Annotated in this window: 18 protein-coding genes and 1 pseudogene; 10 read left to right on the top strand and 9 right to left on the bottom strand. The window is 69.4% G+C overall.

All coding sequences use genetic code 11. The annotated features are described in order from the left end of the window. Positions 1-67: 67 nt before the first annotated feature. Together LY13_RS20910 and LY13_RS20905 are read left to right on the top strand one after the other, a co-directional pair. Positions 68-553, top strand: a complete 486-nt coding sequence (locus tag LY13_RS20910; protein WP_253830310.1) for a hypothetical protein — start codon at positions 68-70, stop codon at positions 551-553. A gap of 94 nt (positions 554-647) precedes the next feature. Continuing rightward, a complete protein-coding gene (locus LY13_RS20905) occupies positions 648-1136 on the top strand; it encodes a glutathione peroxidase (RefSeq protein ID WP_253830309.1) in 489 nt (162 codons plus the stop codon). 76 nt (positions 1137-1212) lie between these two features. Here the strand turns inward: LY13_RS20905 and LY13_RS20900 are convergent, their stop codons facing one another. After that, positions 1213-2244 carry a M23 family metallopeptidase gene (locus LY13_RS20900; protein WP_253830308.1) on the bottom strand — a complete coding sequence of 344 codons (1032 nt, stop codon included), beginning with the start codon at positions 2242-2244 and terminating at the stop codon, positions 1213-1215. A 198-nt stretch (positions 2245-2442) separates the two neighbouring features. Then, on the bottom strand, positions 2443-3369 hold the full coding sequence (locus tag LY13_RS20895; protein ID WP_253830307.1) for a cation diffusion facilitator family transporter: 927 nt from the start codon (positions 3367-3369) through the stop codon (positions 2443-2445). Positions 3370-3572: 203 nt separating this feature from the next. Here LY13_RS20895 and LY13_RS20890 point away from each other — a divergent pair, with 203 nt between their 5' ends. Further along, complete coding sequence (locus tag LY13_RS20890) at positions 3573-3947, top strand: ArsR/SmtB family transcription factor (RefSeq protein ID WP_183653987.1); 375 nt, start codon at positions 3573-3575, stop codon at positions 3945-3947. Positions 3948-3971: 24 nt separating this feature from the next. On the opposite strand, the gene LY13_RS20885 is transcribed toward LY13_RS20890, so the two are convergent. The 3 genes from LY13_RS20885 to LY13_RS20875 are packed head-to-tail and all read right to left on the bottom strand — an operon-like array spanning position 3972 to position 6969. Then, positions 3972-4739 (bottom strand): SDR family NAD(P)-dependent oxidoreductase, encoded by a 768-nt coding sequence (locus LY13_RS20885; RefSeq protein ID WP_253830306.1) that lies wholly within the window; start codon positions 4737-4739, stop codon positions 3972-3974. Further along, positions 4736-5782: a phosphotransferase family protein gene (locus tag LY13_RS20880; protein WP_253830305.1), complete on the bottom strand. Its 1047-nt coding sequence runs from the start codon at positions 5780-5782 to the stop codon at positions 4736-4738. Before LY13_RS20880 ends, LY13_RS20885 begins: the two co-directional genes overlap by 4 nt. Continuing rightward, positions 5779-6969, bottom strand: a complete 1191-nt coding sequence (locus LY13_RS20875; protein ID WP_253830304.1) for an acyl-CoA dehydrogenase family protein — start codon at positions 6967-6969, stop codon at positions 5779-5781. The genes LY13_RS20880 and LY13_RS20875 overlap by 4 nt, the downstream gene beginning before the upstream one ends. A 151-nt stretch (positions 6970-7120) precedes the next feature. Between LY13_RS20875 and LY13_RS20870 the strand changes: the two genes are divergently transcribed. Then, the gene (locus LY13_RS20870) at positions 7121-7690 is read left to right on the top strand and encodes a TetR/AcrR family transcriptional regulator (RefSeq protein WP_253830303.1); all 570 of its coding nucleotides are present in this window, start codon (positions 7121-7123) and stop codon (positions 7688-7690) included. Between the two features lie 85 nt (positions 7691-7775). Here the strand turns inward: LY13_RS20870 and LY13_RS20865 are convergent, their stop codons facing one another. Continuing rightward, the gene (locus LY13_RS20865; RefSeq protein ID WP_372493869.1) at positions 7776-8018 is read right to left on the bottom strand and encodes a ribonuclease domain-containing protein; all 243 of its coding nucleotides are present in this window, start codon (positions 8016-8018) and stop codon (positions 7776-7778) included. 90 nt (positions 8019-8108) lie between these two features. Further along, a pseudogene (locus LY13_RS20860) lies at positions 8109-8885 on the bottom strand (endonuclease I family protein); the annotation flags it as partial. A 421-nt stretch (positions 8886-9306) separates the two neighbouring features. Between LY13_RS20860 and LY13_RS20855 the strand changes: the two are divergent. The 4 genes from LY13_RS20855 to LY13_RS20840 all read left to right on the top strand — a co-directional run bounded on the left by LY13_RS20855 (position 9307) and on the right by LY13_RS20840 (position 13284). Next, a complete protein-coding gene (locus tag LY13_RS20855) occupies positions 9307-9951 on the top strand; it encodes a C39 family peptidase (protein WP_372493868.1) in 645 nt (214 codons plus the stop codon). Between the two features lie 290 nt (positions 9952-10241). Further along, complete coding sequence (locus LY13_RS20850; RefSeq protein ID WP_253830301.1) at positions 10242-11447, top strand: quaternary amine ABC transporter ATP-binding protein; 1206 nt, start codon at positions 10242-10244, stop codon at positions 11445-11447. Further along, positions 11447-12334, top strand: a complete 888-nt coding sequence (locus LY13_RS20845; protein ID WP_253830300.1) for an ABC transporter permease — start codon at positions 11447-11449, stop codon at positions 12332-12334. Before LY13_RS20850 ends, LY13_RS20845 begins: the two co-directional genes overlap by 1 nt. 38 nt (positions 12335-12372) lie before the next feature. Continuing rightward, on the top strand, positions 12373-13284 hold the full coding sequence (locus LY13_RS20840; RefSeq protein WP_253830299.1) for a glycine betaine ABC transporter substrate-binding protein: 912 nt from the start codon (positions 12373-12375) through the stop codon (positions 13282-13284). Positions 13285-13423: 139 nt separating this feature from the next. On the opposite strand, the gene LY13_RS20835 is transcribed toward LY13_RS20840, so the two are convergent. Continuing rightward, complete coding sequence (locus LY13_RS20835) at positions 13424-13855, bottom strand: VOC family protein (protein WP_253830298.1); 432 nt, start codon at positions 13853-13855, stop codon at positions 13424-13426. A 172-nt stretch (positions 13856-14027) separates the two neighbouring features. Here LY13_RS20835 and LY13_RS20830 point away from each other — a divergent pair, with 172 nt between their 5' ends. Next, positions 14028-14750, top strand: a complete 723-nt coding sequence (locus tag LY13_RS20830; RefSeq protein ID WP_253830297.1) for a GntR family transcriptional regulator — start codon at positions 14028-14030, stop codon at positions 14748-14750. Positions 14751-14765: 15 nt separating this feature from the next. Here the strand turns inward: LY13_RS20830 and LY13_RS20825 are convergent, their stop codons facing one another. Then, the gene (locus LY13_RS20825) at positions 14766-16217 is read right to left on the bottom strand and encodes a glycoside hydrolase family 28 protein (protein WP_253830296.1); all 1452 of its coding nucleotides are present in this window, start codon (positions 16215-16217) and stop codon (positions 14766-14768) included. Between the two features lie 510 nt (positions 16218-16727). On the opposite strand from LY13_RS20825, the gene LY13_RS20820 reads away from it, so the two are divergent. Continuing rightward, positions 16728-17690, top strand: a complete 963-nt coding sequence (locus LY13_RS20820; RefSeq protein ID WP_253830295.1) for a LacI family DNA-binding transcriptional regulator — start codon at positions 16728-16730, stop codon at positions 17688-17690. The last annotated feature ends 5 nt before the right edge of the window (positions 17691-17695 follow it).

Genomic DNA, 17695 nt, shown 5'->3' with positions numbered 1-17695 from the left:
TAACGGCACTCAGTGCCACTAGCGTGGGTGTGCACGTGGAGCGACGATGCACCGCAGGAGGACCGCGATGACCCTCGAGCTGGACGAGTCCCAGGGCGCCCGTCCCGACTACCGCGGCACGTACGGCTGGCCCGTCGAACAGCACGCCGGTGGCCAGCGCCTGATCACCGGGTCCGGGGTCGCGGCCGTCGTCGTCCCGCGCGCGCTGTCCGACACCGTCCTCGCGGACCTGCGGAAACTCGACTGTGCCGGTCCCGCCCTCGCCTTGCCGACCCGGAGGGAACGCGTCACCGTCCTGCTCGCCGAGGCCGACGACTTCGGCACGGCGCATCGGCCGCTGCCTGCCGGGGTCCGCGTGCTGCCCGCCGGATCCGTCGTCCCGCTCCCGGACGGCAGGGAGGCCTGCGCCGCCCGGTGGCTCGTCGCCCCGGATGCGAGTCGGCGTTGGCTGCCCAGCCTCGGTGCGGTCCTCGCGGCCGTCTCCTCGGTGCCCGTCGTCGGTGGCCGCGGTGCGGCCGAGCACGGCATTCCGCGCGAACTGCTCACCTGGTGACAACGCCGGGTAGAGTGCCCGCGCCGCCCGCCGGTGCGTGCTCTGCCGCGGGCGGTTCGTGTCCCCCTGCGTCTAGTCTGCTGGAGCCGTGCCGATGACCCTCACAGACCTCGAACTCCGAACCCTCGCCGGTGAGCCGGCCACTCTCGGCGGCCTCGACGCGCGCCTGCTGCTCGTCGTCAACGTGGCCTCGAAGTGCGGGCTGACCCCGCAGTACAAGGGCCTCGAGCGATTGCACGAACAGTACGCCGACCAGGGATTCTCTGTGGCGGGCTTCCCGTGCAACCAGTTCATGGGCCAGGAGCCCGGTTCCCCGGAGGAGATCGCCGAGTTCTGCTCGGCCACCTACGGCGTCACGTTCCCGATGTTCGCCAAGATCGACGTCAACGGCGAGGAGCGCCACCCGCTGTACCGCGAGCTGGTCACATTCGCCGACGCCGACGGCGAGGCCGGGGACGTCCAGTGGAACTTCGAGAAGTTCCTCGTCCGCGGGGACGGGACGCCGCTCGCGCGGTTCCGCCCGCGCACCGACCCCGAGGCGCCCGAGATCGTCGCCGCGATCGAGCGCGAACTCGCAGGCTGAGCGAGGCGAGCCAGGCGAGGCCGCTCACCGGCGCCGGTGAGCGGCCTCGCCTGCGTCCCGTGGGGTTCCGACGGCGTCAGATGTCGACGCCCCGGCTCCGCAACCACGGCAGCGGGTCGATCTTGTTGCCGTTCTCGTGGATCTCGAAGTGCAGGTGCGGGCCGGTCGACTGACCCTCGTTGCCCATCGTGGCGATCTGCTCGCCCGCGGAGACCTGCTGGCCCACCGACACGGTCGCCTCGTTGATGTGGCCGTACACCGAGATCAGGCCGCCGGAGTGCTGCACACGCACCCACATGCCGAAGCCGCTCGCCGGTCCTGCGTCGATCACCTCGCCCGGCAGCGTGGAGTGGATCGGCGTGCCGATGCTGTTGGCGATGTCGATCCCGTAGTGGACGGTGCCCCATCGGGCGCCGTAGGTCGACGTCAGTTGGCCCTCGGCAGGCTTGGCCGCGCCTCCCGGTGCGGCCACCTGTGCGGTGGCGGCCGACAGCCGGTCGATCTCGGACTGCGCCTCCTGCTTCTTGGCCTTCGCGGCGCTGAACGCGCGCTGGGCCTCGGTCTTCGCGGTCTCCGCGGCCTGCTCGTTCTGTGACGCCTCCCGCAGGGCGGCGGTGGCCTGCCGCTGGGAGGTGCGCCGCTTCTCGAGCGCGGCGCGCATCCGGTCGAGGACGCTGAGCTGGTCGTCACTGATCGCGTTCAGCAACGACGAGCGTTCGAGCATCTCGGTCGTGCTCTCGGCGCCGAGGTAGGCCGAGATCGAGCCGATCGCGCTGCCCTGCCGGAAACTCGCGGAGGCGAAGCGGTCGACGTCGTCACGCAGGCCGTGGATGCGGGCGGCAGCGTCCTCGGCCGCGCCGCGGCTTTCCTCGACGCGCGTGCGGGCCCGGTTCGCGGCCTGCTGCGCACGCTCGAGCTTGCGATTCGCCTCGGTGTAGCGCTGGTAGGTCTGTGCCAGTGCGGCCTGGGCCTCGCTCAGCTGGCTGCGCGCGGACTCCAGGTCGCCGGGGGACTCCTGGCCGTGGACCGGGCTGGTCGGGGCGACGACGAGCGCCAGTGTTGCCAGCGCCACGGCCGCCGCCCGGCTGAGCGCGTGGGGCGCACTCATGCGGGGTCTCCAATTGTGTCGGTCGGACGCGTCGGGGGAAACACGTCACTCGGGTCGGGGAGAGGACCGAGGATGCGTACCCGTCGGCACGCGGTCCAGCGGCTTTGAGAAACGCCACAACGGTTCGATCACGGGACGGCCTCGATCGGACACAGTGGTATCACCCGGAAGGGGGAGACGGGTGGCCGGGGTGCCGGTTCAGCGGTGCGCCTCGGCCGCACCGGCCGCGGGTTCGGTGTGCACCGTCGCCGCCGTCAGCCGGGGCACGGCGCCGGTGAGCGCACGTTCGACCTCGTGGGATATCGCGTGCGCCGAGGTGACGTCGAGTGTGCCGTCCACGGCCACGTCGAGTTCCGCGCGGAGACTGTGGCCCAGCCAGCGCACCCGCACCTGCCGGACCGCCTCGACACCCGGGACCGCGGCCGCGGCCTGTTCCACACGTTCGGTGACGTCGGGTTCGACGGCGTCCATGAGCCTGCCCAGCACTTCGCGCGCGGCGCCGCGCAGCACGGCGAGGATCGCGACCGTGATGAGCAGGCCGATGATCGGATCGGCGATCGGAAACCCGACCATGCTGCCGAGCGCACCCGCGACGACGGCCAGCGAGGTGAACCCGTCCGTCCTGGCGTGCAGTCCGTCGGCCACGAGGGCGGCGGAACCGATCTCCCGGCCGACGCGGATCCGGTAGCGCGCGACCAGCTCGTTGCCCGTGAACCCCGCGACGCCCGCGAGCATCGCGACCCACGCGTGGGACATGGGCTGCGGGTCGAACAACCTGCTCACGGACTCGTATCCGGCGAGCGCCGCCGACGCGGCGATGAGGACGACCACGACGACGCCCGCGAGATCCTCGGCCCGGCCGAAGCCGTAGGTGTACCTGCGTGAGGCCGCGCGCCTGCCCAGGACGAACGCGATCGCGAGGGGGATCGAGGTGAGGGCGTCGGCGAAGTTGTGAATGGTGTCGCTCAGCAGTGCCACCGACCCGGTGATCAGCACGAGACCGAGCTGCACCACGGCGGTCAGCAGCAACCCCGCGAACGACCACGCGAGTGCGCGCAGCCCTTTCGCGCTTGTCTCGAGAGCGGTGTCGACCCGGTCGGCGGAGTCGTGGCTGTGCGGGGTCACGAGGTGACGGAGTCGGGCGGCGACGCTTGTCCCGTGCCCGTGCCCGTGCCCGTGCCCGTGCCCGTGCCCGTGCCCGGTCGGCCGTTCGTGATCGTCGGCGCCGTGATCGCCGTGTGTGTCCTGAGGTGTCACGACATCACTATCTGCGTACTCACGCAGATAAGCAAGTGCGCAGGCAGTCGACATGCAGTAGCGTGTGCGGCATGCACAGTTCCGTGCCCGACTTCGACATGCCGAACGACGAGCAGGTCGACCTGGCCGCGGAGACGTTCCGGCTGCTCGCCGACCCGACGCGGATCAAGGTGCTGTGGGCCTTGCTGCAGGGCGAGTCGTCGGTCGCGTGCCTGGCCGAACTCGCCGGTGCCGCGCCGACGGCGGTGAGTCAGCACCTCGCGAAGTTGCGGCTCGCCGGGCTGGTCACGGGGCGGCGCGAAGGCACGTTCGTCTACTACTCCGCCGCCAACAACCACGTGCGCGGACTGCTCGCGCAGGCGCTGTTCCACGCGGACCACATCGACCGCGACCTGCCACCCGCGGCCGACCCGGCCGCGGACAACGCGCACCACGCGGTGTCCTGACCGGGTCGTTCTCGTGCAGGGTCGTCAGTGACCCGACATGCCGCCGTCGACGGCGAGGGTGGAGCCCGTGATGTACGACGAGGCCGGGCCCGCGAGGAAGACGACGGCTGTGTCGAGCTCGCGCTGCACGCCGAGCCTGCCGAGCGTGGCGGTCTGCTGCACGAACGGCAGCAGCTTGTCCTCGGGGATCTCGGCCGTCATCTCGCTGGCGAAGTAGCCGGGGGCGATGGCGTTGACACGGATGCCCTTGCGGCCGGACCACTGCTGGGACAGGTCACGGGTCAGCCCGATGACGCCCGCCTTGCTGGCGGCGTAGGACGCCTGCGGGGCGAACGACTTGATCAGGCCGAGCACGCTGGCGATGTTGACGATGCTCGAACCGGACTCCATGCGCTTCGCGCATGCCTGCGCGGCCAGGTAGGCGCCGTTGAGGTTGATGTCGACGACCCTGCGGAACTCGTCGGGGTCCTCCTTGAGCGCCGGGACGGCGGTGCCGACGCCCGCGTTGTTGATGAGCACGTCGATCCGGCCGAACTCGTCGACCGCCGCGGCCGCCATCGCGTCGACACTCGTGGCGTCGGCGACGTCGGTGGCCACGGTGAGCGCGCGCCTTCCGGTCGCGCGTACCCGCTCGGCGGTCTCCGCGAGGCGGTCGGCGCGCCGGGCGGCGAGGACGACGTCGGCGCCCGCCTCCGCGAGGGCGACGGCGAATCCCGCGCCGAGACCGGAACTCGCGCCCGTCACCACGGCGACCCTGTCGTCCAGCCGGAACAGGTCCAGTACGCCGCTCATGCGATGTCTCCCTTCAATGCGCGCAGTCCGCCCGCCGCGAGCGGCGCAACGGCCTCTCCGACGTGGTCGAATCCCTCACCACGTGTCATGCCCTGCCGATACCGCGCGTGGATGCCCTCGGCCACCACGGCGATCTTGAAATACCCGAGCCCGAGGTAGAACTCGAACCGGCTCAGGTCGCGTCCGCTCGCGTCGGCGTAGCGTTGCGCCACGGTGTCGGCCGACGGCAGTTTCTCGCTGGTCGAGGCCGCCGACCCGGACAGCACCGGGGCGAACGACGGGTCGGCGTAGACGAGGTGGAGGCCGAGGTCGGCCAGGGGATCGCCCAGGGTCGCCATCTCCCAGTCCACGACCGCGCGTACCCGCCCGGGGTCGTCGGGGTCGAGGATCGTGTTGTCGATGCGGTAGTCGCCGTGCACGATCGACGCCCCGCTCTCGGGCGGGCACAGCTCCGCCAGCCGGGTGCGCAGCGCGTCGATGTCGGGCAGGTCCCGGGTCCGCACGCGCTGCCACTGGTCGTACCACCGGCGCACCTGCCGCTGGAGGTAACCGGCCGGCTTGCCGAAGTCGCCCAGCCCCACCGCCTCCGGGTCGACGGAGTGCAGTGAGGCCAGCACGTCGACGAGTGCGTAGCCGCAGCGTTCGATGTCGGCGTCCGGCAGTTCGTGCAGCTGCCGTTCGGTGCGCAGCACGGGCCCGTCGACGTACTCGACGAGCGCGAACGGCACGTCCAGCACCGTGTCGTCGTAGGCCACCGCCGGTGCGACGGGCACGTCGGTCCCGGACAGGGCGGCGACGACGCGGTATTCGCGCAGCATGTCGTGCGCCGACGGGGTGAGGTTGCCGAGCGGAGGCCTGCGCAGCACCCAGCGGTGCGTGCCGTCGGTCAGCAGGAACGTGAGGTTCGACTTGCCGCCCGCGATCAACTCGGCCTCCAGCGCGCCGCCGAAGCCGGGGACGTGTGCGGAGAAGAAGTCGGTGAGTGCGGGCAGGTCGAGACCGTCGGGCGACGATCCCGGCCCGGCGTTCTGCGTCGTGGTCATCGGCGCGCCTCCTTGTCATGGCGGCGCAGCACCCGCCGCGCGATGGACCATCGGTGCGTCTCCGAGGGACCGTCGTAGATCCGGAACGGCCGGACCTCACGCAGGAACCGGCTCAACAGCACGTCGCCGGACACGCCGAGCGAGCCGCAGATCTGCAGCGACCGGTCCACGACCCGCCAGATCGCCTCGGCGCAGAACGTCTTCGCCATCGAGGTCGACTGTGCCGCCGACCGCCGCTGGTCGAGCTCCCAGCACGCCTGTGTGATGAGCCCGCGCGAGGCGGCGATGTCGATCTCGTTGTCGGCGATCATCTGCTGCACCATGCCGAGTTCGCCGAGCCGGGAACCGAACGCCTCGCGCTCGGCCGCCCGTGCCACCGCGATGTCCTGCGACCGCCGTGCGATGCCGAGCCAGCGCATGCAGTGCGTCATGCGGGCGGGACCGAGGCGCACCTGGGCGTACCGGAATCCTTCGTCGACCTCGCCGAGCACCGCGTCGTCGGGCACTCGGCAGTCCTCGAACAGCACCTCCAGGTGCCCGCCGTAGAGGCTTTCGTCGAGCGTGTCGATGTGGCGCACGAGCCGCATGCCGGGGTTGTCGGCGTCCACGAGGAACATGGTGGCGCCCGCCCCGCTGTCGGTACCGGACGTCCGCGCCATGCAGATCGCGTAGGCCGCGCCGTCGGCGCCGGTGATGAACCACTTGCGGCCGTTGATGCGCCAGCCGCCCTCCTCGCGTTCGGCGACCGTGGCGAGCGCGTTCGGGTCGGACCCTGCGCCCGGAGCGGGCTCGGTCATCGCGAAGCACGACCGCACCTCGCCGGTGGCCAGCGGGCGCAGGTAGCGCTCCTTCTGCTCGTCGGTGGCGATCGCCTCGAGCATGTGCATGTTGCCCTCGTCGGGCGCCGCGATGTTGAGCGCGAGCGGGCCGAACAGCGAGTACCCGGCCGCCTCGAACACGGCGGCGCGTCCGCGCATGTCCAGGCCGTGACCGCCGTACTCGGGCGACACGTGCGGGGCGAACACCCCGGCGTCCTTGGCGGCCCGTTGCAGTTCGGTGCGCAGGTCCTCGCTGCGGGCGACGCCGTCGTGCTGCTCCTCCAGCGGGATCACGACGTCGCGTACGAACCTCGTCGTGCGTTCGACCAGGTCGGCGACGTCGGGAGTGGGACTGAGGTCGACGGCCATCGGCGACTCCCGGCTCGGCTAATGGATGTTAGCCGGAACTGTAGACGTCGCGGTGGTTCGCGGGCAAACAGTCGTCGGTATTGGGGTGCACACTTGCCCGTACGGCTATGATCGGTTAGCCGTGCAGACCGGATCGGATCGAGGAGGGGCCGTGGACCGGTTCGAGGACATCCGCGCGGCCGCCCTCGAGTTGTTCACCCGGCAGGGCTTCCGCGCCACGACGATGGCCGACATCGGGGCCGCCGTCGGCATGCGCGGACCCAGTCTGTACAAGCACGTCGAGTCCAAACAGGACCTACTGGCGCGCATCATGACCACGACGATGGAGGCGCTGTCGGCGGGATACCGCACCGCCGTGGCGAGCTCCGACGACCCGGCGCAACGACTGCGCAGGGCGACCGAGGCGCACGTGCGCTACCACGCGCGGCACCGGCTCGAGGCGTTCGTCGGCAACCGGGAGATCCGCAGCCTCGTCGACCCTCATCGCGCCCGCGTGCTCGCGTTGCGTGCCGAGTACGAACACGGCTTCCGGGAGCTCGTGGCCGACGGCGTGGCGGCCGGGGTCTTCCACGTCGACTCGGTGCGACTCGCCTCCTACGCCGTGCTCGACCTCGGAATGGGAGTGTCGGCGTGGTACCGGGAGGACGGCGAACTCACCGAGGACGCGGTGGTCTGGCAGTACAGCACGTTCGCCCTGCGCCTCGTCGGCCACACGCGATAACCACGGACCGCGCCACCGGAACGGAACGACCACGGGCCGGTGCCCGCGCGGAGGCGGGCACCGGCCCTGATGCGCGTTCGGTCCGTCAGGAGTCGAGATCGACGGCCTGGAACGTGTTGTAGTAGTCCGGCGTGTAGTAGAACTCGCCGCCGTCGCCTGCGATCACGCGGTCCGAATAGCCCACGTGGAACAGCTGGTAGTAGCCGTACTCGCAGTCGGGCAGGACGCCCTCCCGGTTCTCGTAGGTCTGGCCGGTCCGGCCGCTGCGGACCTCCTCGATGGTGGACCGGGCGTCCGCGGGCAGTGACGACAGGCCGACGGTCTCCAGGTCCGTCGCCTCGCCGCAGCCGGGCTCCGGCTCGGGCTCCGGTTCCGGCTCGGGCTCGGGCTCCGGTTCCGGCGCGGGGGTGGAACCGTCGCCGAAGATCTCGCCCGCCCACTCGGGATGGTCGATGAACGGGTTCCGGTTGTTCTGGAACTGCTCGTAGATGACGTCGTTGCGCGTGCGTTCCCTGTCGCTCACCGGGTCGGCGGCGTGCCAGTCGAGCAGCACCGAACTGCGGCCCATCAGTGGCTGCGAGCCGTTGTTCACCTGATCGTTGAGCTCCAGGTCGGGGGCGCTGTCCTCTCCCTCGTAGCGCACCGCCATGTAGAAGATCATGCGGGCGACGTCGCCCTTGACCTCGTCACGCGGCTCGTACGAGTCGTCGTCGGTGAAGTTGCCGGGCGCACCGTCGACCTCGCCGCCGCCGTTGTCGAAGTCCTTGTTGCCACGGATGCTGTTGACTCGCACATCCGTCGGGCGCAGGTGATGGGCGTCGGCGCCGGGACCGGAGGTGCCGAAGTCGCCGTGCGACTTGGCCCAGACGTGTTCCCGGTTCCAGTCGCCGCTGCCACCACCGTTGGCGTCCTTGCTCCGCGATTCGCCGCTGTAGAGCAGGACGACGTTGTTCGGGTTGTTCGGGTCTTCGTCGCTCGCCTTGAGCGCGTCCCAGACCTCGTCGTACGACAGCTGCGTGCTGTCTCTGATGATGTCGTTGAGCGCGCTCTTCAGCTCGTCGCCGGTCAGGCCTTGGGCGGCGTCGTAGTAGCCGGCGGGCACGTCCGCCGCCGCCGGAACCGGTGCGAGCATGCCCGCGGTGACAGCGAAAGCCGACAGGGCTCCCACCGTCCATCGGGTGATACGTGTCCGCATCGCGGGACCTCGATTCTGCAGTCGTCACACAGGGCGGCGCTCACTTTCACACGAAAGAGCAAAATGAAATAACCGACGAACGTCTGCGGGTCGATGAACAGGCCGTTACGGGAATGTGATGCGAGAGCATCGCCGCGTGGATTGCTCCGAGTGGACGAGTTCACCTGGCCCGTACGGCGTCATTTCTCGCCGCCTGCGGAGATTTTCGGAGGTGGAGAGTTCTCCGGTCGCGACCAGGGTTCGCCGGATTCGGACGTTCGGGGGACGTTTTTACCGGAGGATTCTCGCCCGCCGGAGGCTTCTTTCGTCACTTCTGCGGGTGTTGCCGGCAACTTTCCACCCCTATTCTGCCGCGGCCGAAACGGGCGAAAAGGACTCTTTTCGGCGGATGTTCGGACGAGATGGGAGTCGTCGGATGAAGATGCGGAAGGTGGCGGTCACCGCGGGCGCGGCGGTGGTCGCGCTCGGGTTGTCCGCAGCGGTACCCGTGCAGGTGGCCGCCGTCGAAACGGCGTCGGTGCAGCAGCAGTCGACATCACCGTGGCTGGCCGCGCAGGCGGGCGAGGTCACGCTCGACATCGATTACCAGGTGCAGCAGACGTCCTACTGGTGCGGGCCCGCCGCGACACGGATCGCGTTGTCGGCGCAGGGCGTGTACCGGAGCCAGGCGGACCTGGCGGCACAGCTGGGCACCCACACCGGTGGTACGGACCACATCAGCCAGGTCACGTCCGTGATGAACTACTGGGTCGGCGGCTACCGGACCACGGAGATGCCCAACGATCCGCCGACGCAGGTGCAGAAGAACCGGCTCTGGAACGACGTCGTCACCAACATCAACGCCGGCCAGGCGATCGTGGCCAACATCGTGGCCCCGCCGGGGAACCAGCCGCCGGGGTATCCGCCGAACCAGACGATCTATCACTACTTCACCGTGGTCGGCTACGACGACTACTACGGGACGGTGCAGATCGCCGATCCCGCGTCGTTCAGTGGCTACCAGATGTACTGGCTGACCTTCGACCAGTTCGCCTCGTTGATTCCGCCGAAGGGCTACAGCGCCTGAGGCTCGCCGTCCGCGTGCGCGCTCCTCGTCCGCGGAGCGCGCACGCGGACAGCTTCTCGCCGCACTCCGGGCGTGCGGCGAGGGCTTTCCCGGACGGTCGCGTGATCTATCGCCGAACCGTCACGGGAGAATCCACGTGATTTTCCACCTTTTATATTCCGTCCATTCTTCGACGTGGTCACGGATTGTTTCCGTCGGGTGTCGACGAGTAGTTCACCCGCTCTTTTCGTCGGAATTCGGACTACCCTGGAACTCGGTTTTCCTTGCTGCCGCCAGAAGGGTGGACCGAGGTGCCTTCTATCCAGGTGGAAAACCTCTACAAGGTGTTCGGCCGCCGTGCCGACGAGGCGGTCCGCGCCCTGCTGAGCGGGGACGACGGCACGGAGTCGACCGTGCCGGGCACCACCGCGGCCGTCGTGGACGTGTCGTTCGACGTGCGTTCCGGCGAGATCTTCGTCGTCATGGGACTGTCCGGGTCGGGTAAATCGACGTTGCTCCGGATGCTGAACGGTATCCTTCCCGTGACCCACGGCCGGGTCCAGCTGGACGACGCCGAGCTCACGGCAATGTCGGCGCGGCAGATTCGCGACATGCGCAAGCGGCACATGAGCATGGTGTTCCAGCATTTCGCACTGTTTCCGCACCGGAGCGTGCTGCAGAACGCCGCATACGGATTGCAGATCCAGGGACTGGGGAAACGGGAACGGCTCGATCGGGCACAGCAGGCACTGTCGTTGGTCGGACTCGACGGCTGGGAGGACCGGCTGCCCGAACAGCTCTCCGGTGGGATGCAACAACGAGTGGGGCTGGCGCGGGCGCTCGCGGCCGACACCGACGTCCTGTTGATGGACGAGGCGTTCAGCGCTCTCGACCCGCTGATCCGGCGGGAGATGCAGGACCAGCTGCTCGCTCTGCAGCAGCAGTTGGGCAAGACGATCGTGTTCATCACGCACGACCTCAACGAGGCGATGCGGCTGGGTGACCGGATCGCGGTGATGCGGAGCGGCCGGATCGTGCAGATCGGCACCGCCGAGGCGATCCTGACCGAGCCCGCCGACGACTACGTGTGCGAGTTCGTGCGGGACGTGGATCGGGCGCGGGTCCTGACGGCGCGGTCGGTGATGGACAAGCCGCTGCACACGGTGTCGTCGTCGGCGTCCCCGGACGAGGCGCTGCGGATGATGGACGAGCACCGGTTGACGGCGGTGCTGGTGGTCGACGCGGCGGGCGCGCCGGTGGGCGCGGTGCAGCAGTCCGACGCTCGTGAGGCGGTCCGGCACCGGAGACCGGCCGTGGACGCCGTGCAGCGGCCGGTGTCGCGGGTTCGGGGCGACACCGCCGTCAGCGACCTGTTCACCGCGGCGTCGGGACCGCTGCCGCTGGCCGTGGTCGACGAACACGGCACGCTGATCGGAGTCGTGCACCCATCGGCGCTGCTCGCGGCGCTAGGCGAAGTGGAACGCGCCCCCGACCGCACCGAAGGGGAGGGCCACTGATGCGCGCCGTGGCGGTCGCGGACTGGGAGGTGCCGAGGATTCCCCTCGGCGAGCGGTTCGCCGACCTGGTCCAGTGGTTGCAGGACAACTTCGGGGACGTCTTCACCGCGATCTCCGAGGGGCTCGACTCGGCGGTCACCGCGCTGGCCGAGTTGCTGACGTGGCCGCCGACGTGGGTGATGATCGTCGTGTTCGCACTGCTCGCGTTCTGGCTGCGCGGGTGGAAGTTCGGGATCGCGGCGCTGCTCGGGTTCGTGCTGCTGGACGGCTTGGACTCGTACGACAGCGCGATGCAGACGCTCTCGCTCGTGCTGCTGGCCGGGGTCGTGGCGGTGATCGTCGCGGTGCCGCTGGGCATCCTCGGCGCCCGCAGCGACACGGCGAGCAGGATGATCAAGCCGGTCATGGACTTCCTGCAGACCGTGCCGCAGTTCATCTACCTGATCCCCGCGGTGATCTTCTTCGGCATCGGCGTCGGCCCGGGCATCGTGGCGACGGTCATGTTCGCGCTCGCGCCGGGGGTGCGGCTCACCGAACTGGGAATTCGGCAGGTCGACCGCGAGATGGTCGAAGCGGGGGAGGCGTTCGGGTCGTCCCCCACCCGCATCCTGACGGGAATCCAGATTCCCCTGGCCATGCCGTCGATCATGGCGGGCGTCAACCAGATCATCATGCTGTCGCTGTCGATGGTCGTCATCGCCGGCATGGTCGGCACCCCGGGGCTCGGGGCCGACGTCTTCGAGGCCACGACCCGGCTGCAGCTCGGCGCGGGATTCGAGTACGGCGTGAGCGTCGTGATCCTCGCCATCTATCTCGACCGCATCACCGCGTCGTTGTCCGCGAAATCCGCGGTCAGTCGCGCACGCAGGCTCGCGGGAGCGGCGTGAGCACGGGCGCGGGCCCTCGGTGAAAGGAGGACGGACGGATGAGAAGGACAACGTCACGCGCGTTGCCTGCGGTGCTGGCCGCGCTGCTGGCCATGGTCACCGGCGCCTGTGGTGGCGGCGGTGACGACGGCGGAGGCGGTGAGGGCGGCGGCAACGACCTCGCCATCGGCTACATCGCGTGGGACGAGAACATCGCGCTGGCCAACCTGTTCAAGGCCGAGCTCGACGAGCGCGGGTACAACGTGGAGCTGCGCCAGCTCGACGTCGCGCCCACGTGGCAGGCGGTCGCCCAGGGCGAGATCGACCTGTTCCAGGACGCCTGGCTGCCCACCACGCACTCGGACTACTGGGAGCAGTATCGCGACCGGGTCGAGGACCTCGGGGTCTGGTACGACCAGGCAACGTTGAACATCGCGGTGCCGCAGTACGTTCAGGGCGTCGACTCGATCGCCGACCTGAAGCAGAACGCGGACCGGTTCAACGGCACCATCACGGGTATCGAACCGGGTGCGGGGGAGACCCGCCTGGTGGAGACGAAGATGATTCCGGACTACGGCCTGGGGTCGGCGATGACGCTGCAGAAGTCGTCGACGACGGCGATGCTGTCCGCATTGGACAGGGCGATCCGCAACCAGGAACCGATCGTCGTGACGCTGTGGCACCCGCACTGGGCCTACTCCCGCTACGACCTGAAGGACCTCGAGGATCCGAAGGGTTCGATGGGCGAGGCGGAGAAGCTGCACATGATCGGCCGGGAAGGGTTCGGGCAGGACTTCCCGGACCTGGCCGGCGTCATCAAGAACTTCTCGTTGACCGACACGCAGCTCGGTGACCTCGAGAACGCCATTCAGGAGGCCGGATCGGGTCAGGAGCTCCAGGCGGCCCGGCAGTGGGCGAACCAGAACAAGCAGCTCATGGACGAGGCCTTCGGCGGTCTCCAGGGGCAGTGACGGCGCACCGGACCGGGCCGGCGGGTGGGACGTGCCCGCCGGCCCGGGCGGGCGTGGCCGCATCGCGTGCGGGCGCCCCGATGGTTCGCCGGTGCCGGCCGGCCGCAGGGTAGGGCGCCTCGGCGCACGCAGTCGGGTGTCAGACCGCGAAAACTTGGTCGTCGTCGGCGAACGCCTTGAATTCGAGCGCGTTGCCCGCCGGGTCGCGCAGGAACATCGTCCACTGCTCACCGGGCAGGCCTTCGAACCGCAGGTACGGCTCGATGACGAACGTCGTCTCCGCGGCGCGCAGCCGGTCGGCGAGCGTGTGGAACTCCTCGACGGTCAGGAGCAGGCCGAAGTGGGGCACCGGCACGTCGTGCCCGTCGACCGGGTTGTGCACGCCCTCCTGGCGGGCAGGCGCGAGGTGCGTGACGAACTGGTGGCCGTGGAGATTCCAGTCGATCCAGGTGTCCGAGCTGCGGCCCTGTTCGAGCCCGAGCACGTCGCCGTAGAAGTGCCGCGCGGCATCGAGGTCGTCGACCGGCATGGCCAGGTGGAAGCGCGGGATGGGGGAGTCGAGGACGGTCACGGGAGCCTCCTGGGTGCGGCCGGCGGGCGGGTACGGGCATGCGATGCGGTGCCGCGCGTGCACGGCACCCTGGTGGGCCGGCACAGCCTGCGAACCCGCCGTGTCCGAACGGCTGTCCGCGAGGACGTGCCGGCTTGTCTGCATGTTAACATTGCGACAAGAGGAGGTGCGGATGTCCGAGCGGACCGTCACACCGGCTCGTCGACGAGGGCTCGCCGACGAGGTCGCGGACTCGGTGCGCGAGGCGATCTTCGACGGCACGTACCCGCCCGGTGCGCAGCTGCGGGAGGTCGAGCTCTCGCGGGCGCTGGAGGTCAGCCGCGGGCCTGTCCGCGAGGCGCTACTGCGCCTGGAACGGGAAGGCCTGGTGCGGACGGCCTGGCACCGCGGCGCGTGCGTCGTCGAACTGACACCCGACGACGTCGTGGAACTGGACAGTCTGCGCGGCGCGCTGGAAGGACTGGCCGTGCGCCTGGTCGCCGACCGGGCCGACGAGCACGGTCTCGCCGAGATCGACACAGCCGCGGAGGCCATGGGCCGCGCCGCCGACGCCCACGCGATGGTGCGTGCGGACATCGCCTTCCACGACGCCGTGTACCGGGCGGCCGGGCACCAGCGGCTGCGCGAGGCGTGGGACGCGATCCGCTCGCAGGCGCACCTGTTCCTGCTGACCCGCGTCGGCCTCGACGCGGACGTCACGCATCTGCCCGCCGAACACCGCGAGCTCGCGGCCGCACTGCGCGCGGGCGACACCGACCGGGCGACGCACCTGTTCGCCGAGCACCGGGCACACGCGTTCGCCGTGCTGACCGACGGGCACACCGCCACGGCGTCCCCGGATCCCGCACCGCGGGAGTCCGAACAGGACGACGTGCGGCGTGCCCGCCGAGGATGATCCGGTCGGCTACGGTCAGCTCAGTGGGCCTGCGTCGATGACCTCGTCGTAGTGGCGGTCGTTGATGTCGACGTTGTCGAGGTGGAGGTTGTCGACGTGTTCGAGTTCCATCGGGGTGTCGACGTCGGAGAAGGTCGAGTCCCGGATGGTGACGTCGCTGATGGGTGACTGTTCGTAGCCGCGGAGGTAGAGGCCGAACTCGCCGCCGGTGCTGTGGACGTTCTCGATGCGGATGTCGCGCACCGTCGGCGTGTGCTCGCCGGCGTCGCCTTCCTCGTACTGGAAGTTGATCCGGATGACCTCGCCGCCGATCTGCGGTATGTCGTTGTCACGGAAGTAGACCTGTTCGACGGTGCCGCCGCGCACGGAGTTCGTCTTGATGCGCAGTGCGCGGTCCAGGTTCTCGCTGTCCATGACGTTGTTCTCGGCGAAGACGTTGTAGACGTCTCCGGACATTTCGCTGCCGATGGTCACGCCGCCGTGCCCGTCGGCCATCGTGTTGTCGTGGATGACGATGTTCTGGCTGGGCACGCCGATCCTGCGGCCGTCCTCGTTGCGTCCCGACTTGATGGCGATGCAGTCGTCGCCGTTGTCGAAGCTGGAGTTCTTGATGACGACGTTCTTGCTGGACTCGGGGTTCACGCCGTCACTGTTGGGGCCGACGGGACTGTCGAGCGTCACATTGTCGACGGTGACGTTCTCCGACAGGACCGGGTGGATCATCCACATCGGAGAGTTGGTGAGGGTGACGTCCTCGACGAGGATGTTCTCGCTCTCGTAGAACTGCACGAAGTTCGGACGCAACTTGCTGTCCTCGAACCGGCGCTGCTCGACCGGTACGCCGTCGGCGGCCCACTGGAACAGCTGGTCACGGTGCTCGGTCTCGATGACCCCGCCGTCGCCGTTCGGCTCCTCCTTCCACGGCCACCAGTGCTCGTCGTCGGCCTGGCCGTCCAGGGTGCCGCCGCCCGTGATGGCGACGTTCTCCGCGCCGTGGGCGTAGATGAACGGCGAGTAGTTGTACAGTTCGACCCCTTCCCAGCGCGTTTTGACCGCGGGGAGGTAGTCGGCCGGATCCTGGCTGAACCGGACCGTCGCTCCGTCGCTGATGTGCAGTTCGATGTTGCTGTCGAGGTGGATCGCGCCGGTGTGGAACTCGCCTGCCGGGACGACGACCTTGCCGCCGCCCTTGTCGACCGCGGCGTCGATCGCCTCGGCGATGGCCTCCGTACTGTCCTTTTCGCCGGTGGGGTCGGCGCCGTAGTCGGTGATATCGAACGGACGCTGCGGGATGTTCGGGGGCTTGACCTCCTTGCGGATCTGTTCGGCCAGCTCCCAGCCCTGCGGTTCGGCTTGTCCGGGTGCGGTGTCCGGCGGGTCGCCGGCCGCTGGGGGAGTGAAGACGGACACCGCGAGCGCCGCGCCGAACACGGCGGTCAGGGTGCGGGTGAGGACTGTTGACGACATGCGTTCTCCTCGCTGGTACTCGACGGTGAGCACACCTGTTCCCCGGCCGGTCCCGGGCGGGGACGGTTCCCGCGACCGTGACGTCGATCCGATGTCTCACTCGGTGACCGACACCGGCACGTGACTGACGTCGGCGCGTGACCGACACCGGCACGTGACCGACACCGCGGGAAACCGGTTTCTGATGGAACAGCAGGCGGATTCGGGTGTCAATGGGAAAAGTCGGACGGATCGGAACCGGGCGAGTCTGCGTGTCACCTCGGCGAGGCGCTGCCGAGTCCACCGGAAGCTGCTCAAGGCAGGAATCTCCCGGGCACGGAAACACGGGTCGCGCACGGGGGGCGGGCCTGACGTGCGATAAGCTCGCGGCGAACGTCCCACATCGGTGAAACCGCTTTCCGTACATCGGCCCCGCGCGTCGTGCGCGGCGGTGCGGGACGTCGACGTCGAGAACGGAGGGGTGGGCCCATGGAGCCCGGCGAACGTGCGCACTCGGTCACGATCAGGGACGTGGCTCGGGCCGCGCAGGTGTCACCCGCGACCGTATCGCGGGTGATGAACCGCAGGAGCACGGTCGACGTCGAACTCGCCCGCAGGGTGCAGCAGGCGGCCGCGTCCCTCGGATACCACCCGAGCGCCATCGCACAGGGGTTGGCGCGGGGCCGGACCGAGTTGGTGTCGATCCTGGTGCCGGACCTCGGCAACCCGATGTTCCAGTCGGTGTTGCGCGGGATCAGCCGCGCCGCGGGGGTGGAGGGCTATCGCGTTCTCGTCACCGACAGCCACGAGATGCCCCTGGAAGAACCGTTCCTCGCCCAGGAGACGCGGTTGCGCACCGACGGTCTCGTGCTCTGCTCGCCGCGGTCGCACGATCAGGAGTTGCTGGAACTGGCGGGCAAACTCGAACCGTTCGTCCTGGTCAACCGGCATGTCGAAGGTCTACTGGCGCCGACCGTCGCCGTGGACTACGCCGCGGGCATCCGTGCGCTCGTGGCCCACCTGGCCGGGCTCGGCCACCGGCACGTGGCCTACCTGTCCGGCCCCATGGCGAGCGTGTCCAACCAGCAACGGCTCGACACGCTGCACGCGTCGGCCGAGGGGCGGTTCGAACTGACCGTGCTCGAGTGCGGCTCGATGCACGAGGACGGCTACGAGGCCGCCGACCGGGCTCTCGGCACGGGCGCCACCGCGATCATCGGGTACAACGATCTCGTCGCACTCGGGGCGCTCGGCAAGTTCCACGCCATCGGTGTGTCCGTTCCGGACCAGGTGAGCGTGGTCGGGTTCGACGACATCGCATTCGCCCGGTACGCCTCGCCGATGCTGACCACGGTCGCCGTGCCGCAGGAGGCGCTCGGCGAGGAGGCGTGGCAGCGCCTGTCGGCCGTGCTCCGTGGCGAGGAGCCTCCCGCCGACGTCTGTTTCACACCGCGTCTCGAGGTTCGGCAGAGCACGGCCAGAAACCCGCGCTGACTCGA

The sequence above is a fragment of the Prauserella aidingensis genome, assembly GCF_024171865.1.
In the GTDB taxonomy this organism is placed as follows: Bacteria; Actinomycetota; Actinomycetes; order Mycobacteriales; family Pseudonocardiaceae; genus Prauserella; species Prauserella aidingensis.
This window is presented reverse-complemented; position numbering and strand designations above follow the sequence as displayed.

Excerpts from the sequence above, each read along its gene's own strand:
- LY13_RS20825 (WP_253830296.1), bottom strand. The coding sequence starts at position 16,217 with ATGTCGTCAACAGTCCTCACCCGCACCCTGACCGCCGTGTTCGGCGCG.
- LY13_RS20905 (WP_253830309.1), top strand. The coding sequence starts at position 648 with ATGACCCTCACAGACCTCGAACTCCGAACCCTCGCCGGTGAGCCGGCC.
- LY13_RS20855 (WP_372493868.1), top strand. The coding sequence starts at position 9,307 with ATGCGGAAGGTGGCGGTCACCGCGGGCGCGGCGGTGGTCGCGCTCGGG.
- LY13_RS20910 (WP_253830310.1), top strand. The coding sequence starts at position 68 with ATGACCCTCGAGCTGGACGAGTCCCAGGGCGCCCGTCCCGACTACCGC.
- LY13_RS20890 (WP_183653987.1), top strand. The coding sequence starts at position 3,573 with ATGCACAGTTCCGTGCCCGACTTCGACATGCCGAACGACGAGCAGGTC.
- LY13_RS20880 (WP_253830305.1), bottom strand. The coding sequence starts at position 5,782 with ATGACCACGACGCAGAACGCCGGGCCGGGATCGTCGCCCGACGGTCTC.
- LY13_RS20900 (WP_253830308.1), bottom strand. The coding sequence starts at position 2,244 with ATGAGTGCGCCCCACGCGCTCAGCCGGGCGGCGGCCGTGGCGCTGGCA.
- LY13_RS20885 (WP_253830306.1), bottom strand. The coding sequence starts at position 4,739 with ATGAGCGGCGTACTGGACCTGTTCCGGCTGGACGACAGGGTCGCCGTG.
- LY13_RS20875 (WP_253830304.1), bottom strand. The coding sequence starts at position 6,969 with ATGGCCGTCGACCTCAGTCCCACTCCCGACGTCGCCGACCTGGTCGAA.
- LY13_RS20840 (WP_253830299.1), top strand. The coding sequence starts at position 12,373 with ATGAGAAGGACAACGTCACGCGCGTTGCCTGCGGTGCTGGCCGCGCTG.
- LY13_RS20845 (WP_253830300.1), top strand. The coding sequence starts at position 11,447 with ATGCGCGCCGTGGCGGTCGCGGACTGGGAGGTGCCGAGGATTCCCCTC.
- LY13_RS20830 (WP_253830297.1), top strand. The coding sequence starts at position 14,028 with ATGTCCGAGCGGACCGTCACACCGGCTCGTCGACGAGGGCTCGCCGAC.